Raw genomic sequence first — 17,152 nt, 5'->3', positions numbered from 1 at the left:
CCAGACGTCAGTCAAGCGGCCACAACCTCGGTGGACTGCCGCACGGCCTGCTCCACCACCTCGCGGGTCAAGGGCGGCGCAAACGTTTCCATGAAACCGTAGGCGTAGCCGCGCAGGAACGCGCCGCGGCGAAAGGCCAGCCGCGTCATGTTGATCGCAAACAGGTGTCCGGCATCGATCGCCCGCAGGTTGCGGTCACGATCCGGATCGAACGCGATCGACGCCACCACGCCCACGCCCATGCCCAGCTCCACATAGGTCTTGATCACATCGGCGTCCATGGCGGACAGCACGATGCTGGGCTTGAGCCCCTCTTTGGCGAAGGCCTCGTCAATGTGGGAGCGCCCCGTGAACCCTTCGTCATAGGTGACCATCGGGAAGCGCGCCAGGCGCGCCAGCGTCAGCGGTTCACCGTCGAGCAGCGGGTGTTCGGGCGGCACCACGACGCTGTGCGTCCAGCTGTAGCACGGCAAGGTCACCAGCTGTTCGTACTGGTCCAGCGCCTCGGTGGCGATGCCGATGTCGGCCTCGCCGTTGAGCAGCATCTGGGCAATCTGACGCGGTGAGCCCTGGTGCAGACTCAAGGTGACCTGCGGATAAAGTTGCCGAAAATCTTTCACTGCACCGGGCAGCGCGTAGCGGGCCTGCGAGTGGGTGGCGGCCAGCGAGAGCGGCCCGACATCGTGCGAGGCACAGTCGCGTGCCGCCTGGCGCAGGTTCTCCGCCTCGCGCAGCAGGCGCTCCACCGTGGGCAGCAGTTGCTGACCTGGGGGGGTCATGCCGGTCAGGCGCTTGCCCACGCGCAAGAACAGCTCCACGCCCAGTTCGTCTTCCAGCTCACGGATCTGGCGGCTGACACCCGGCTGCGAGGTATGCAGCGCCGCCGCCACCTCCGTCAGGTTGAAGCCTCGGCGCACCGCTTCGCGGACCGAGCGCAATTGCTGAAAGTTCATACCGTCCCCGCCTGCGCTGGCGCTTCAAAGTGGCGCACACGACGGGCCTTGAGGTGCGCCACCTGGCCGACGACCAGCACGCCAGCATCACGCAGGGCGGCGTATTCGTCACGCGTGAGCTCGACCTCGATTTCACCCTTGCCATCGCCGCGCTCGAAGGCCAATCGGGTGTTGGGGCCCACAGTCAGCACATCGATCAGCGTGGCCGCCACACTGTCCTCAACGGGCTGGGCCAGCACCTGGATTTCGTGCGGGCGCACATAGCTCACCGACTGAGCCTCCTGTGCCACCTGTCCGACCTCACCTTGGGCATGAGCACGACCATGAAACAGGTTGACGTCGCCCAGGAACTTGAGCACGAAGGGTGTGGCCGGGTGGTCGTAGACCTCGTCGGGGGCCCCCACCTGTTCGATGCGGCCCTGGTTCATCACCACGATGCGGTCGGCCACTTCCATGGCTTCTTCCTGGTCGTGGGTCACGAACACGCTGGTGATGTGCATCTCGTCGTGCAGACGGCGCAGCCAACGGCGCAGCTCCTTGCGCACCTTGGCGTCGAGCGCGCCGAAAGGCTCGTCGAGCAGCAGCACCTGGGGCTCCACCGCCAAAGCGCGGGCCAGGGCGATGCGCTGACGCTGCCCCCCGGACAACTGATGCGGGTAGCGGTCGGCGATCCAGTCCAGTTGCACCAGCTTGAGCAGCTCGGTGACTTTCTTCTTGATCTCGGCTTCGGGCGGGCGGGTGGCCTTGGGGCGCACGCGCAAGCCGAAGGCCACGTTCTCGAAGATGGTCATGTGGCCAAACAGCGCGTAATGCTGGAACACGAAGCCCACATTGCGCTCACGCACGGCCACGTGGGTGGTGTCTTCACCGTTGAACAGCACGGTGCCGCTGTCTGGCGTTTCCAGGCCGGCAATGATGCGCAGCAAGGAGGTTTTGCCCGAGCCCGAAGGGCCCAACAAGGCCACCAGCTCCCCCGAGGGGATGTTCAGGTTCAGGTTGTCACACACCACAGTCTGGCCGAAACGCTTGGCCAGGTTCTTGACTTCAATGCTCATGCTGCCGCTCCGGCTTGCTGGGCCTGGGCCATCTGCTGATGGACCCGGCGTTCAACGATGTATTTGAGAACCAGGGTGACCAGCGCCAGGCTGGCCAGCAGGGACGCGACGGCGAACGACGCGGCGAACTGGTACTCGTTGTAGAGAATTTCAATGTGCAAAGGCAAGGTGTTGGTCTGCCCCCGGATGTGACCCGACACCACCGACACGGCGCCGAATTCACCCATGGCGCGGGCGTTACACAGGATCACGCCGTACAGCAGGCCCCACTTGACATTGGGCAGGGTCACCTTCCAGAAGGTTTGCCAACCGGAAGCCCCCAGCACGCGGGCCGCCTCTTCCTGCTCCTGCCCTTGCGCCTGCATCAGCGGGATCAGCTCACGCGCCACGAAAGGGAAAGTCACGAAGATGGTGGCCAGCACGATGCCCGGCACCGCGAAAATCACCTTCATGTCGTGGTCCATCAGCCATTCGCCGAACCAGCCTTGCAGGCCGAACACCAGCACATAGATCAGACCGGCGATCACGGGCGAGACCGAGAACGGCAGGTCGATCAAGGTCAGCACCACGCTCTTGCCGCGGAAGTCGAACTTGGCGATCGCCCAGGCGGCGGACACCCCGAACACCAGGTTCAGCGGCACCGAGATCGCTGCCGCGATCAGGGTCAGCCACATGGCCGAGACCGCATCGGCTTCGGTGATGGCGGCCACGTAGACCTCCCAGCCTTTCTTGAAGGCCTCGAAGAACACCGACACCAGCGGCACAAACAGGAACAGCGACAAAAACACCAGCGCCACGCCGATCAGCACGCGACGCACCCACACCGGCTCGGTGGTGGCGTGTGCCACGTTGGGTGGGGCCACGCTCTGCACCGGTGCGGGCTGGGCCAAAGAAACAGCACTCATGATCCAGGCACCTCTTTACTTGCCCTGACGCTTGCGCGTCCAGGCCTGCAGACCGTTGATGGCCAGCAGCATGATGAAGGACATCACCAGCATCACCACGGCGATCGATGTCGCCCCGGCGTAGTCGTATTGCTCCAGCTTGGTGATGATCAGCAGTGGCGTGATCTCGGACACCATCGGCATGTTGCCGGCGATGAAGATGATGGAGCCGTACTCGCCCAGCGCCCGCGCAAAGGCCAGCGCAAAGCCCGTCAGCAAAGCCGGCATCAGGATGGGCAGGATCACCTTGGTGAAGCTCTGCCAGCGGCTGGCGCCCAGGGTGGCGGCCGCCTCTTCCAGCTCGGAGGCCATGTCTTCCAGCACGGGCTGCACGGTGCGCACCACAAACGGCAAGCCGATGAAGGTCATCGCCACGAACACACCCACCGGGGTGAACGCCACCTTGAAGCCCAGCGGCTCCAGGTACTGCCCGATCCAGCCGTTGGCCGAATACAGGCCCGTCAGCGTGATGCCCGCCACGGCGGTGGGCAGGGCAAAGGGCAGGTCCACCAGGGCATCGATGATGCGGCGACCGAAGAAGTCATAACGCACCAGCACCCAGGCCACCAGCAGCCCGAACACGCCATTGATCACCGCCGCGAGCAAGGAGGCCCCGAAGGTCAGCTTGTAAGAAGCCATCACGCGGGGTGAGGTGACCACTTCGACAAACTGGTCCCAGGTCAGCTCGGTGCTGCGCAGGAAGGTGGCGCTCAAGGGAATGAGCACGATCAGGCACAGGTAGGTGAGCGTGAGCCCCAGTGCCAGATCGAAGCCGGGCAGCACGGTGTGCCGCCGCAGCAGGGTTTTGGAGAAAATCATGACAACTCGCTTGGGAGACTTCGGAGCGAACGCTTACTGGTTGCGGCGACCGCTGGCGGTGATCTGGTCGTAGATGCCACCGTCCTTGAAGTGGTCGTTCTGGGCCTTGCGCCAGCCACCGAACACCTCGTCCACAGTGAAGGTCGGGATGTTGATGAAGGCCGACTTGTACTTGGCCAGCACCTGGGGCGAACGCGGACGCAGGTTGTGCTTGGCCGCGATGGTCTGGCCTTCTTCCGAGTAGAGGTAGTTCAGGTAGGCCTCGGCCTGCTTGCGGGTGCCTTTCTTGTCGACCACCTTGTCGACCACGCTCACCGGGTTCTCGGCCAGGATGGTGCTCTTGGGGTAGACCACCTGATAGTCGCCACCGAACTCGGCCTTGATCAAAGGCACTTCGCTCTCGAAGGTGGCCAAGGCATCGCCGATGTTGCGCTGAGCAAAGGTGGTGGTGGCCGCACGCCCACCGCCATCAAAGACCGGCACGTTGGCAAACAGTTTCTCGACCACGGCACGGGCCTGCGCCGGCGTGCCGCCCGACTTGATCACCGAGCCCCAGGCAGCCAGGTAGGTGTAACGGCCATTGCCCGACAGCTTGGGGTTCGGCACCACCACCGAGACGCCCGGCTTGGCCAGGTCTGCCCAGTCCTTGATGGCCTTGGGGTTGCCCTTGCGCACCAGGATCACGCTCACCGAGGCGGTGGGCGAGCTGTTGTGCGGCAGGCGCTTGGCCCAGTTGGCCGGCACCAGGCCGCCACGGTCGGCCAGGATGTCGATGTCGGTCGCCTGGTTCATGGTGATGACGTCAGCCGCCAGGCCCGCCACAACGCTGCCCGCCTGCTTGCTGGAGCCGCCATGCGACTGGTTGACAGTCAGGGTCTCACCGGCCGTTTGCTTCCAGTGCTTGATGAAGGCCGCGTTGTAGTCCTTGTAGAACTCGCGGGTGACGTCGTAACTGACGTTCAGCAAGGTGACGTCGGCGTGGGCCGCGGCGCTCAGGCCCGAGGCCACCACCGCCACAGCGGTCAGACGAAGCAAGGAGGTCTTCAAAGAAAACAGCATGACAAAGCCCTTTCTAGATGCAATGAAAGCATGTTAAAGAACGGACCTCATTCGACAAACAACTGATTTCTTACTTGCTTATGCAATAAACAAAAAAGGGCTGCCTCGATGCGAAGCAGCCCTGAAGATGCAGCGGCGCGAGATCCCCTCCCGGCGCCGGCACCACCCCACTTAATGATCGTGCGTGTTCGGCGTCCTCACTTTTTCACGTAGATCTGGTCAAAGACGCCACCGTCACCGAAGTGCTCCTTTTGCACCTTGGTCCAACCACCCAGTTCGTCGATCTTGAACAGATTGACCTTGGGGTACTGCGCGGCGTATTTGGCAGCCACCTTCGGATCGGTCGGGCGGTAGTAGTTCTGGGCAGCGATGTCCTGACCTTGCGGCGAGTACAGGTATTCCAGGTAGGCCTGGGCCACGGCACGGGTGCCCTTCTTGTCCACCACCTTGTCGACCACGGCCACCGGCGGCTCGGCCAGGATGCTCAGCGGCGGGGCGATCACGTCAAACTTGTCCGGACCCAGCTCCTTGATGGCCAGCAGGGCTTCGTTTTCCCAGGCCAGCAGCACGTCACCAATGCCGCGCTCGACGAAGGTGGTGGTGGAGCCACGGGCACCCGAGTCCAGCACCGGGACGTTGGCGAACAGCTTGCCCAGGAATTCCTTGGCCTTGGCTTCAGACTTGGTCTTCTTCAGCTCGTAGCCATAGGCGGCCAGGTAGTTCCAGCGGGCGCCGCCGGAGGTCTTGGGGTTGGGCGTGATGACCGAGACACCGGGCTTGACCAGATCGTCCCAGGTCTTGATGCCCTTGGGGTTGCCCTTGCGCACCAGGAACACGATGGTCGAGGTGTAGGGCGAGCTGTTGAGCTTCAGGCGCTTTTGCCAGTCGCTCTTGATCAGGCCCTTCTCAGCGACAGCGTCGATGTCGTAAGCCAGAGCCAGGGTGACGACGTCGGCGTCCAGGCCGTCGATGACCGAGCGGGCTTGCTTGCCCGAGCCGCCGTGCGAGGCCTTCACAGTGACGTTGTCACCGGTCTTGGTCTTCCAGTAAGCCGAGAAGGCTTTGTTGTACTCGGCGTAGAGCTCGCGGGTCGGGTCGTACGACACGTTGAGCAGTTCGATGTCCTTGGCGTGGGCGGCCACAGGCGCCAGGGAACCGAGGGCCACCGTGGCGGTGAGCGCCAGAGAACTGACGACGCTCAGCAGGTGACGACGGGTAGAGGGGTGTTTGACAGAGTTCGACATGGTGACAGCGGTGTGTTGTGAATCAGTGAGTTCACTGTAGAAAAACACCGATCTGTCGTGAACGAAGCAAATCGCCCATCCATATGCAGGCAACGACTTTGCGCGCCTGCATATGCACCGTTCGATCAAACGGCCGCGCTCCGCCGTGCGGTCAACCCAGCGAACGCACGGCCATGACCTTGGCCAACTGGCTCTGTGACTGGGCCGAGCCACTGGCCGGCACGATCTCGCCCGCGCGGTCATCAATCTGCGCAAAGCGGGCGGCCACCTGCTCGGCCGCATCGGTGCCTTCCAGCACCACTGTGCCTTCGGTCAGGGTGATGTGCGAAGCGGCAAACCCGCCCGCGCCCGCGCACAAGATGGTGCGGGACGGGGCTCCTTCGCTGGCGAGGAACACCACGCCCGGCGACACGCTCTCGGGTGTCAGCAGCGCCAGCACGGCCGGCGGCATCAGGTCTTCGGTCATGCGCGTGGCCGCGGTGGGCGCCAGGCAGTTGACGCGCACGTTGTACTTCTCGCCTTCCAGCGACAGGGTCTGCATCAGGCCCACCACGGCCATCTTGGCAGCCCCGTAGTTGGCCTGGCCGAAGTTGCCGAACAAGCCCGAGGACGAGGTCGTGAAGATGATGCGCCCATAGCCCTGCGCCTTCATGATGTCCCACACCGCCTTGGTCGTGTAGAAGCTGCCCATCAGATGCACATCGACCACCAGCCGGAAGTCGTCCAGCGTCATCTTCGAGAAGCTCTTGTCGCGCAAGATGCCGGCGTTATTGACCAGGATGTCGATGCGGCCCCATTCGGCCATCACCTGCTCGACCATGGCCTGCACGCCCGCCGGGTCGGTCACCGAGGCGCCATTGGCCATGGCCACGCCACCGGATGCGCGGATCTCGGCCACCACCGCCTCGGCTGCGGCGCTGCTGCCGCCACTGCCATCACGGGCCGAGCCCAGGTCGTTGACCAGCACCTTGGCGCCGCGCGCGGCCAGTTGCAGGGCGTGGCTGCGGCCCAGGCCGCCACCGGCGCCAGTCACGATGGCCACACGGCCATCAAAACGCAGGCCATCCTGCGAAGTGGAAGAAGACAGAGTGCTCATGGGAATCTCGATGGGGTGACGGTTGGAAACGAATGCAAGGGGCACATCATCACCCAGCCCAGCCTTCGCGCAAACCCGGATTCCGCACACTGGAATCTGGATGAGAAATCGGCCCGTTTGTCGCCGGCGATGCCTTGCTGTCGTGCGCGCAGATTGGGAAGGCCATGGCCCCTTCCTAGACTGCCCTCACAGGCAAAAAGGAGACTGGACATGAGCCACATCAAAAACCAAGGCCCCGAGCACATCGTGCCGCGTGAAAAGCTCGACTTCGGGCTGGACGCCCAGACCCCGCGCTGGTGGTACGGCAACCGACCGTTCCAGACCCGCGTGTTCGACGGCATGCAGGCTGCGTTTCCGGATGGCGAGCGCTACTTCATCACCAGCGTGCGTGCCTTTCGCCACCAGATCACCGACCCGAAACTGGCCGAGGACGTGAAGAACTTCATCCGCCAGGAAGGCCAGCATGGCATCGCCCACACGCACTACAACGACCTGCTGCGGCAGCAGGGCTGCGATGTCGACGGCATCCTGGTTGAAGCCAAGGCCTTGTTCGATGGCTATACCCGGCGCTACTCGGCGAAGTACAACCTGGCGCTGACCGCCGCGTTCGAGCACTTCACGGCCATGATGGCGCAGATGCTGTTTGCCACCCGCGATGCCATGGGCCCCGCCGACCCGAAGGTGCGCGCCCTGTGGGCCTGGCACGCCATCGAAGAGATGGAACACAAGGCGGTGGCCTTCGATGTGATGCAGAAGGTGGCCCAGGTGGGCTATGTGATGCGCTGTGTGGCCATGACCCATGCCCTCTACAAGGTGCTGACCGACAGCATGCGCCTGACCAACCGCCTGCTCAAAGGCGATGGCTTCTCACGTGGCCAACGCCTGTGGCTGTGTGTGAAGGGCGCGTGGTGGCTTTACGGCTACAAGGGCCTGTTCGCGCGCAACACCGGCGCCATGCTGAGCTACTACAAGCCGGGCTTCCACCCCTGGCAGCATCAGGTCATCCACAGCTATCCGCTCTGGTGCCAGACCTATGAGCGCACCGGCAACCCGATGGAAGCGGGGGAGGCGATGTTTCAGGCGGCGCATTGAGGTGCAGCCCGACGTCGCCCCATCGCCCCAGGCGATCCCTCATCCACCTTAACGGGGGGCGTTCTGATTCCCTGATCGTTCGTAAGATGAATCCGACTCCGAGTCGTGCCTGCCGCCGTTCGGGTCCACTTACACACATCAGGGAGCACACATGACATCCACATTCGCGAAGTTCAGCTGCCTGGGACTGCTGGCCGTGTCGGGCGCCAGCGCACAGGCCACTATCTACAATATCGATCCCACCTCTGCGCAGCTGAACTGGAGCAGCGGCGCCGTCGATGTGCACAACCTCATTGGCACGAACCTGACGGCACTGCCCCCGGACGGCGTCATTCCGACCCCGATCGTTCCAGAGCCCGGCACTCCGAACCCCATGTACCTGAGCGGCGGCACGCCCGTCATGCAAGGCGACACGATCCTGGGCTGGCAAGGTGTCAATGGCTTCCGCTATGACTTCCCCAAGGTGGCCGGCGTCACCCTCCAAGCAGGCACCCTGATTCTGGATAACCTGCACATTGATCTGCTGGCCGGTAACATCTCGGCCGATGTGCAAACCAGCCTCGATGGGGCGGTGACACGTGCGGCGATCTGGCAGTTCAACGGGCAACAAATCCAGACCCAAACGACATACACCCCGTGGGATGGTGATGCCCAATACAGCAATTTCACCCTCAGCCTGCCTCAATTGAGCTTCACCCAAGAAGGTTTCAATCTGGTCAGCAGCGGACTGCAACTCACCCCCTTTGCCAAAACCGCTGCCCAGGGAATCGCCAGCAACTACGCAGCCCTGAACCTGAGCACCCGCTTCATGGTGTCCGTCTCAGACGGCACGGTCATCGCGGCCGTCCCCGAACCTGCCACCTGGACCCTGATGGGCTTGGGCCTCGTCGGCCTGGCAGGCCTCAGCCGCGCGCGATCGCGCCAAGCGTGCGCAGAATCAGTCTGATGTCCAGCCACACCGAGGCCTGATCCACATAGCTGGCCGCCAGCGCCAGCTTGTGGGGCAGCACCTCGTTGATATAGGCCTGTTCCGGGTCCGCAGCACGCGCCAGCACGGTGCTCTCGTCGCGGTACTCGATCGAGGCGATGTCGGTGATGCCCGGGCGCACCGACAGCACCTTGTCGCGCAGCGCAGCCGGGTAATGCGCCACATAGCGTGGCACCTCGGGGCGCGGGCCGACCAGGCTCATGGTGCCCTGCCACACGTCGATCAACTGCGGCAGCTCGTCGAGCTTGCTGGCGCGCAGGAACTGCCCCACCTGCGTGATGCGACGGTCGGCCCCCACGGTGATTTGCAAGCCGCTGCCCGCCGGGTCGTGGCGCATGGTGCGGAACTTGTGGATGCGAAACGGCACCCCAAAGCGCCCCACCCGCTCCTGCCGGAAAAACACCGGCCCGGGCGAGTCCAGCTTGACCGCCAGCGCGATCAAGATCAGCAGCGGCCCCAGCGCCAGCAGGCCCAGGGACGACATCAACAGGTCGAACAGCCGCTTGCTCATCGCGCAGTCAAGTTCAACGTCACATCAACCTCAACGGCCACAGGCTTTGCGCACTGCGGAGATGACGCGCTCGACATCGTCGTCCGTCATGCGCGTGTACAGCGGCAGGGTCACCATGCGCTCGTAGGCCTTTTGGCTGTGCGGGAACTGCTCAGGCTTCAGGTCGTAGCGCTCTTTCCAGTAGGGGTGCAGGTGCAGCGGGATGTAGTGCACGCTCACGCCAATGCCATCGGCAAACAGGCTCTCGATCAGCTGGTCGCGGTTGAGCGTGGCCTCATCACTCAGGCGCACCACGTACAGGTGCCACGAGTGCAGATCGCCCGCATGCACCGGGCGCGGCGGCAGGATCAGGGGCAGGTCGGCCAAGGCGGCGTCATAGCGCGCGGCAATTTGCTCGCGGCGGGTCTGGAAACCGGGCAGCCGCTTGAGCTGGTGCAGGCCCATGGCCGCGGCAATGTCGGTCAGGTTGTACTTGAAGCCGGGCGCGACAATTTCGTAGTACCAGCTCGGCACCTTGGCCGTGAAGCGGTCGAAGGCATCGCGGTTGATGCCGTGCAGGCGCATGACCTTGGCGCGGGCCGCCAGAGCCGCATCGCGCGTCACCAGCATGCCGCCCTCGCCCGTGGTCATGGTCTTGTTGGCGTAGAAGCTGAACACCACGGCATCGCTGCGCAAGGTGCCAATGCGTTGGCCCTTCCAGGTGGTTGGCAGCGCGTGGGCCGCGTCTTCCACCACCTTCAGGCCGTGCTTTTGCGCGATGGTGTGGATGGCATCCATGTCCACCGACAGGCCGGCGTAGTGCACCGGCATCAGTGCTTTGGTGCGCGGCGTGATGGCCGCCTCGATGGCAGCGGGGTCGATGTTGATCGTGGCCGGGTCGATGTCCACCAGCTTCACGTCCGCGCCCAGGTAGCGCACCACCTCGGCCGTGGCGGTGAAGGTGTGCGTGGTGGTGATCACCTCGTCACCGGGACCGATGCCCAGCGCCTCCAAGGCCAGGTGCAGCCCGGCCGTGGCCGAGTTGACGGCGATCGCCTGCAGGCTGGCATCGCCCAGGTAATCGACAAAGGCCTGCTCGAACAGGCGTGCCTTGGGGCCGGTGGTGACCCAGCCAGAGCGCAAGGTGTCCACCACTTCCGCGATTTCCTCCTCGCCGATTTCGGGCAAGGCAAAGGGCAGGAAGGGCTGCGAGGCAGAAACTGAACTCATGGGAATCTCACTGAAAACAGGTCAACGCGTCAGGCGGCCAAAAGCCGGATCGGGGCGGCGGCGCACGAGGGCGTCCCACCAGCCGCGGATCGAACCCAGACCGTAACCAAAATGATAGGCGGCGATGACATCGGGCAGCTGCCAGCGCAGATCGCGCCCCTGCTCGCGGGCGATGCGCCAGCTGATCCAGAACACCGCCGTGCCATAGAGCCAGCCTTGCAACAAGGCCAGCGTGGCAGCTGCGGTGACCGCCAGGGTCAGGCCCTCGCGCAGCCCCGGTGACAGCGGCGCACACAGCAAGGTCGGCACCCCGATCAGGGTCACCAACAAGAGCAGGATCAGCGCGGCCACAAACAGGCCGGGAATCAGGTGACGCAAGGCCGCCGCCTGCCCATGCTTGAGCATCACAAACGGCTTCCAGTAACCGTACTGGCGGTACTGGCGGAACACATCCATCTTGCTGGCCCGCGGGAAGTAGGTCGAGTGGATGGACGACGATTGCCAGATGCGCCCGCCGCCTTTGTGAATGCGCAGGTTGTGCTCGTCGTCCTGGTTGCGCACCAGGTTCTCGTCGAAACCGCCGAAACGTTCGAAGGTGGCGCGCGGCCACGATCCGAGGTACACCGTGTCCACCTCGCCGTTGTAAGCCAAGTCACGCGACAGCGCGCCACCCGCGACCAGACGGGATTGGAAGGCCGCGGCCACCGCACGCTGCACGACCGCCACCGGGCCGCTCTCGCCCTGCGCACGCCACGGCCCGCCCACGTTGTCGGCACCGGTTTCCTGCCACACGGCCAGGCAGCGCGCGATGTAGTCGGGGGCGTACACCGTGTGCACGTCCAGGCGCACGATGAACTCGCCCTGGCTGGCCTCGATGCAGCGGTTCAGACCGCACGAGACGATGCGCCCGGGGTTGTCGATCATGTGAAAGCGCGTGTCCTGCGCACACCAGGCGCTCAGGCGCTCGCGCGTGCCGTCGTCGCTCAGACCGTCGGCCACCCACACTTCCAGCGTCCAGCCCTCGGGCACCTGCTGCGCGGCCACGCTGCGGCAAAAGGCCTCAATGTGGTCGCGCTCGTTGCGGCACGGCACGATGACGGAGACGATGCGGGCATCAGACATGGGCGGCGGGGGCGTCAAAGGTGGCAGGATGGGGTCGGCAGGCAGATCAGTTGCGCTCGGCCGGACGGCGGCGCGCCAGGCGCGGCGTCAGCGGGTGCAGCACGCGCTGGTACAGGCGCCACATCGCGTCCATCTGCCCGCGGCGCGAACCCTCGCGCTCGATGCGGGCATGGTTGTGGAGGCCCCTCTGCGCGGCCAGCTCAGGGTGGTCATGGGCTTGCAGCAAGGCCTGGGTCAAGGCGTCCACGTCGCGCACCGGCACGATCCAGCCGCCTTGTTCGTCGATCCACTGGCGGTTGGCCGGCAGGTCAGAGGCAATGATGGGCAGGCCGCAGGCCATGGACTCGAGCACCGACACCGAGGTGGCATCGCTGGTGGGCACGGACACCGACACGCGACTGCGCTGGATGGCGGCCACCATCTCGGCATCGCCCACCCGGCCATGAAACTGCACATGGTCCTGCATGCCCAGGTGCTTGACCCGCTGCATCAGCTCGGCCTGTTGCAGCCCGCCACCCAGCAGGTGCAGCATCACCTTCGTGTCTGGCCGCTCGGCCACCACGCGCGCCATCGCTTCGATGATGACGTCGATGTTGTAGTTCGGCTCCCAGGTGCGCAAGCTGACCACCTCGAAGCCGTCGGCGGGCGTGGCCGGCACGAACTTGGCGGTGTCGGCGCCCCACAGGATCTGATGGCAGGGACCGGCGGGGTGATAGCGCGCGATCTCGTCGATCATGTCCATCGAATCGGCCGTGACCAGGTCGGCGTGGTGCATGGACCAGGCCACCACCATGCGCATCAGGCGGCTCTGACGCGGCGTGACCAGGATGTCGCTGCCCCAGGCCGTCAGCACCTTGGGCACGCTCAGTCCGCAGGCCGTGGCCCACAGGCCGTAGGACGTCACATAGTGACCATGGACCAGATCCGGCTGGAAGCGTGCCGCCACCTCGCGCGCCACCCGGCGCACCTGCGGCAGCGCGGTAAACCAGCTCAGCTTGTCCGAGCCCGGCACCACGGCGATCACTTCTTCGGCCCCCGGCACCTCTGCCGGCTGGCGGGTGATGACCACGGCCCGCGCCCCGCGCTCGACCACGGCGGCCACCCAGCGGCGGGTGTGCACGCTGGACGCATCGGCAAAGAACAGGATGCGCATCCCCTCCCCCCCTTGACCTGCTGCCAACGCCGGGCTCGCCTTGCCCACCGAGCTCACCTTGGCCCTCATGCCTGCTCCTTCAGCGCAGTGCTGGCTTCGGCGCCACCGTTCAGCACCCGGCGCAAATGGTCCTTGCCGGCCCACTGCGCATACAGCGCCTGCAGCTCGGGATGACGCTGCAACAGTGCCCGGTCCAGCTCACGGGTGTCGCCCACCACCTCGGCGCGCTTGCCCTGCTCACGCGTGGCCACGATGGCAAAGTCCGGCACGCTGCCCGACACGAAGCTGAAACCCTGCACGATCACGCCCTTGCCCACCTGGGCACCCGGGGCAATCACGCTGTGTGGCCCGATAAAGCTGTAAGCCCCGATGCGGGTGGCCTTGCGCACATAACCCAGCGGATTGGGGTCGTTCACATAGCGGCGCCCCATCACCCGCACCGCCTGGTGGCTGGAGTGGCTGAGGATGGACGCGTAATTGCTCACCTGCACGCCCTCTTCGATCAGCAAGCCGTTGGAGCCATCGATGCGGTTGAAGTGGCCAATGAACACGTGGTCCTGCAGCATGAGCTTGTCGCGCCCCTCGATGCAACTGTGCGTGCTGACCCGGGTGTGCTCACGCCAACTGCCATCGGCGTTGCGCCAACCGTAGACGATGCGCGGGCCGGTGAAGGCCGCAAGCACACGCACGACAGGGTGTTTGAGTCGCTGGATCAGGACCGACATGGGTAGGATGAAAAAGGCCGCGGGCAAGACAAGGCCCTGGAGCCTGTCAACCTCCTATTGTCCCCGATCCGAGCCCGCCCCGACCGGCCAGCCCTCTCGAGAGCGGGCCGCGCCGAACCAGGGTCAAGGCAGACGCGTCAAGGCGGGCCGCCACAGGGCCCGCACCGGCAGCCTGGCATGTCGCAGGAACACCCCATACGCCACCGCAATGGCCACGATGTAGCCCAGGCTGGACGACACGGCCGCACCCAAGGCGCCCCAGCGCGGCACCAGCAGCCACCCCAGCCCAAAACTCACCAGCAAGGACAAACCCGCAATCCCGCCCGACAACTGCGGCCGCCCCAGGTGATTGGTGTAGAACGCCGACAGGCTGGACGCCGCCGCATACGCCGCCACCCCCGGCAGCAGCGCCGCCAGCGGCCACAAGGACGCGGCGTACACCTCGCCCATCACCCACGGCAGGCCCCACCAGGCCAGGCCCAGCAACACCGGCGCCGCCGCCAGCGTGGCCAGCACATTGATGCGCACCGCCTGCACCGTCATGCTCGCCGCCACCCGCCCATCCGGATGCCCGATGCGGGCATACAGCGACACCGTCACCGAGGAAGACAGCAACCACAGCAACTCGGCCACCGTCACCGCCACCGAGTAAGTGCCCACCGTGCTCAAGCCCTGAAAATGCTCGACCAGGAACAGCGACGCCCGGTAATTGAGCAGGCTGACAACATTGGTGATGCCGATGGTCGCCACAAAAGGCCACTGCTGCCACCACACCGGGTGGATGTCGCCCAGGGGTGGTTGTGCCGACAGGCGCAGGTGCTCGACCAGATCCTCGTCACGCTGGCTGGCATTGCGCAGCGCATAGATGGCGGTGAGCACCGCCACCAGCGACTTGCCACTCACCCAGGCGGTGAGCACCAGCACAATCATGGACGCCGAGCGCGTTGTCCCCTCGCCAATCCAGGCCACACCCGCCAAGCCCGCCAGCACCAAGGCTGGGGCTGCCACCTGGGCCAGATTGATGGGCCACATGCGCCCCTCGCCCAACCACAGGCCCGTGGCCGTGGGCACCAACAAGAGGAACGGCGCCGCCAGCGCCAGCAACCACAATTGGGAATAGGGCAGGTTCTCAGCGCCCCAGGACACGGCCAGCAAACCCAAAGACGCCAGCGCGCCCAAGCCCACCGCCGCCCGCAGCACCCCCCGCAACATCGGCAGGGTGCGCGCCGACCGCGCATCGACCTGCTGCGACATCTGCCGCGCCAGCCACAGGCCCAGACCTGAAAACAGCGTCAGCAGCCCAGCCTCAACCGCCACGAACAGCGCAAAAGCGCCCTGCACCCGCGGCCCCTGGCGCGCCACCATCACTGTGATCGCCAGCCCCAGGCTGACGATCAGCAACTTCGCCACCAGATTGCCCAGCGCCGCCTTCGGCAAGGCCTGCCAGAGCCTGCGCCAGGCAGCCCCAGAGGCGCGGGAATCGGAATCTTGCACAGACATGACTGTCATTGTGCCCACGGTTTCATACAATCGAAGGTTTGGCCGACTCCACTTTTGCCGCCCCATGACCACGTCGCACACCCATCTCCCGCACGAAACGGCTCCGGAACCCACGATCGACACCAACAAACTGGTGGCCGAGCGCCGCGAGAAACTGGCTGCCATCCGTGCCCAGGGCGTGGCCTTCCCCAACGATTTCAAGCCGGCTGACCGCGCCGCCCAGCTGCACGCGGCCCACGACGGCACCGAAGCGCCGGAGTTGGAAGCCCAGGGCATCACCGCCAGCGTGGGCGGGCGCCTGATGCTCAAGCGCGTCATGGGCAAGGCCTGCTTCGGCACGCTGCAAGACGCCACCGGCCGCATCCAGGTCTACGTGACGCTGGACGCCATCGGCCCCGACGCCCTGCAGGCCTTCAAGCACTGGGACCTGGGCGACATCCTGGGCGCCGAAGGCACCCTGTTCAAGACCAAGACCGGCGAGCTGTCGATCAAGGTCACGTCCATCCGCCTGCTGACCAAGGCCCTGCGTCCGCTGCCCGACAAGTTCCACGGCATGACTGACCAGGAACAGAAGTACCGCCAGCGCTACGTCGACCTGATCGTCGACGAAGAGTCGCGCGCACGCTTCATCGCCCGCTCCAAGGCCATCGCCTCGATCCGCGCCTTCATGGTCGACCACCAGTTCCTGGAAGTCGAGACGCCGATGATGCACCCCATCCCCGGCGGCGCCAATGCCAAGCCCTTCACCACCCACCACAACGCACTCGACCAGGAGATGTTCCTGCGCATCGCGCCCGAGCTGTATCTGAAGCGCCTGGTGGTGGGCGGTTTCGAGCGCGTGTTCGAAATCAACCGCAACTTCCGCAACGAAGGGGTGTCCGTGCGACACAACCCCGAGTTCACCATGATGGAGTTCTACGCGGCTTGGTGGAACCACCACGACCTGATGGACTTCACCGAGTCCATCCTGCGCCATGCGGCCCACTCGGCCGTCGGCACCGCCAAGGTCACCTACGGCGGCAAGGAAGTCGACCTGGAGTCGCCCTTCGCTCGCCTGACGGTGCGTGACTCGCTGATCCAGTTCGCCGGGCTGACGCCGGAGGAGGCCGACAACGCCGCCTTCCTGCACGACAAGCTCAAGAGCCTGGGCGAAGAGCCGCCCGCTCGCTGGAACCTGGCCGAGCTGCAGTTCGGCATGTTCGAAGCCGTGGTGGAAGAAAAACTCTGGCAGCCCACTTTCATCATCGACTACCCGGTCGAGGTCTCGCCGCTGGCACGCGCCTCAGACACCAACCCCAGCATCACCGAGCGCTTTGAGCTGTTCATCACCGGCCGCGAATACGGCAACGGCTTCAGCGAGCTGAACGACCCCGAAGAGCAGGCCGCCCGCTTTGCCGCGCAAGCCAGCGCCAAGGATGCCGGCGACGAAGAAGCCATGTACTTCGACGCCGACTACATCCGCGCCCTGGAATACGGCCTGCCTCCCACGGGTGGCTGCGGCATCGGCATCGACCGCCTGATGATGCTGCTGACCGACGCGCCCAACATCCGCGACGTGATCCTGTTCCCGGCCCTGCGCCGCGAGAGCTGATCACCTGGCCGCGGCCTGCGGCCTGGGATGCCCCCCCCCGCTCAGCCCGGCTGCCGCCCTCGCGCAGGCCGGGCTTTTTTGCGCCCCTCGC

16 protein-coding genes are annotated in these 17,152 nt (G+C 65.1%); 3 read left to right on the top strand and 13 right to left on the bottom strand.

Annotation, left to right across the window (positions count from 1 at the left end; translation table 11 throughout):
* Positions 1–11: 11 nt before the first annotated feature.
* The 7 genes from AC3WW4_RS03985 to AC3WW4_RS03955 form a co-directional block, all read right to left on the bottom strand.
* Entirely contained in the window at positions 12–953 is a 942-nt protein-coding gene (locus AC3WW4_RS03985; protein ID WP_488827089.1) for a CysB family HTH-type transcriptional regulator, read from the bottom strand.
* A complete protein-coding gene (locus AC3WW4_RS03980; RefSeq protein ID WP_488827088.1) occupies positions 950–2,008 on the bottom strand; it encodes a sulfate/molybdate ABC transporter ATP-binding protein in 1,059 nt (352 codons plus the stop codon). The genes AC3WW4_RS03985 and AC3WW4_RS03980 overlap by 4 nt, the downstream gene beginning before the upstream one ends.
* Positions 2,005–2,913, bottom strand: coding sequence for a sulfate ABC transporter permease subunit CysW (gene cysW / locus AC3WW4_RS03975; RefSeq protein WP_488827087.1), 909 nt, complete (start codon positions 2,911–2,913; stop codon positions 2,005–2,007). The genes AC3WW4_RS03980 and cysW overlap by 4 nt, the downstream gene beginning before the upstream one ends.
* Positions 2,914–2,928: 15 nt before the next feature.
* Positions 2,929–3,771: a sulfate ABC transporter permease subunit CysT gene (cysT, locus tag AC3WW4_RS03970; protein WP_488827086.1), complete on the bottom strand. Its 843-nt coding sequence runs from the start codon at positions 3,769–3,771 to the stop codon at positions 2,929–2,931.
* Between the two features lie 33 nt (positions 3,772–3,804).
* Complete coding sequence (locus AC3WW4_RS03965) at positions 3,805–4,830, bottom strand: sulfate ABC transporter substrate-binding protein (protein WP_488827085.1); 1,026 nt, start codon at positions 4,828–4,830, stop codon at positions 3,805–3,807.
* A 197-nt stretch (positions 4,831–5,027) separates the two neighbouring features.
* Entirely contained in the window at positions 5,028–6,074 is a 1,047-nt protein-coding gene (locus AC3WW4_RS03960; RefSeq protein ID WP_488827084.1) for a sulfate ABC transporter substrate-binding protein, read from the bottom strand.
* A gap of 151 nt (positions 6,075–6,225) precedes the next feature.
* Positions 6,226–7,170 (bottom strand): SDR family NAD(P)-dependent oxidoreductase, encoded by a 945-nt coding sequence (locus tag AC3WW4_RS03955; protein WP_488827083.1) that lies wholly within the window; start codon positions 7,168–7,170, stop codon positions 6,226–6,228.
* Positions 7,171–7,380: 210 nt separating this feature from the next.
* Between AC3WW4_RS03955 and AC3WW4_RS03950 the strand changes: the two genes are divergently transcribed.
* Both AC3WW4_RS03950 and AC3WW4_RS03945 read left to right on the top strand, forming a co-directional pair.
* Entirely contained in the window at positions 7,381–8,262 is an 882-nt protein-coding gene (locus tag AC3WW4_RS03950) for a metal-dependent hydrolase (protein ID WP_488827082.1), read from the top strand.
* A 151-nt stretch (positions 8,263–8,413) separates the two neighbouring features.
* Positions 8,414–9,208 (top strand): PEP-CTERM sorting domain-containing protein, encoded by a 795-nt coding sequence (locus tag AC3WW4_RS03945; protein ID WP_488827081.1) that lies wholly within the window; start codon positions 8,414–8,416, stop codon positions 9,206–9,208.
* On the opposite strand, the gene AC3WW4_RS03940 is transcribed toward AC3WW4_RS03945, so the two are convergent.
* From AC3WW4_RS03940 to AC3WW4_RS03915, 6 genes are all read right to left on the bottom strand, one after another.
* The gene (locus tag AC3WW4_RS03940; protein WP_488827080.1) at positions 9,165–9,761 is read right to left on the bottom strand and encodes a sugar transferase; all 597 of its coding nucleotides are present in this window, start codon (positions 9,759–9,761) and stop codon (positions 9,165–9,167) included. The two genes, AC3WW4_RS03945 and AC3WW4_RS03940, sit on opposite strands and share 44 nt — an antisense overlap.
* A 30-nt stretch (positions 9,762–9,791) precedes the next feature.
* Complete coding sequence (locus tag AC3WW4_RS03935) at positions 9,792–10,970, bottom strand: DegT/DnrJ/EryC1/StrS family aminotransferase (RefSeq protein ID WP_488827079.1); 1,179 nt, start codon at positions 10,968–10,970, stop codon at positions 9,792–9,794.
* 21 nt (positions 10,971–10,991) lie between these two features.
* On the bottom strand, positions 10,992–12,092 hold the full coding sequence (locus AC3WW4_RS03930) for a glycosyltransferase family 2 protein (RefSeq protein WP_488827078.1): 1,101 nt from the start codon (positions 12,090–12,092) through the stop codon (positions 10,992–10,994).
* A gap of 46 nt (positions 12,093–12,138) precedes the next feature.
* Positions 12,139–13,314: a glycosyltransferase gene (locus AC3WW4_RS03925; RefSeq protein WP_488827077.1), complete on the bottom strand. Its 1,176-nt coding sequence runs from the start codon at positions 13,312–13,314 to the stop codon at positions 12,139–12,141.
* On the bottom strand, positions 13,311–13,970 hold the full coding sequence (locus AC3WW4_RS03920; protein WP_488827076.1) for an acyltransferase: 660 nt from the start codon (positions 13,968–13,970) through the stop codon (positions 13,311–13,313). The genes AC3WW4_RS03925 and AC3WW4_RS03920 overlap by 4 nt, the downstream gene beginning before the upstream one ends.
* Before the next feature lie 123 nt (positions 13,971–14,093).
* The gene (locus AC3WW4_RS03915) at positions 14,094–15,470 is read right to left on the bottom strand and encodes a polysaccharide biosynthesis C-terminal domain-containing protein (RefSeq protein ID WP_488827075.1); all 1,377 of its coding nucleotides are present in this window, start codon (positions 15,468–15,470) and stop codon (positions 14,094–14,096) included.
* Between the two features lie 64 nt (positions 15,471–15,534).
* Between AC3WW4_RS03915 and lysS the strand changes: the two genes are divergently transcribed.
* Positions 15,535–17,061, top strand: coding sequence for a lysine--tRNA ligase (lysS, locus tag AC3WW4_RS03910; RefSeq protein WP_488827074.1), 1,527 nt, complete (start codon positions 15,535–15,537; stop codon positions 17,059–17,061).
* The last annotated feature ends 91 nt before the right edge of the window (positions 17,062–17,152 follow it).

It is taken from the genome of Aquabacterium sp. TM01 (genome assembly GCF_057808345.1).
Note: the sequence above shows the minus strand (reverse complement) of the source record. Positions and strands in the feature narration are given on the sequence as shown.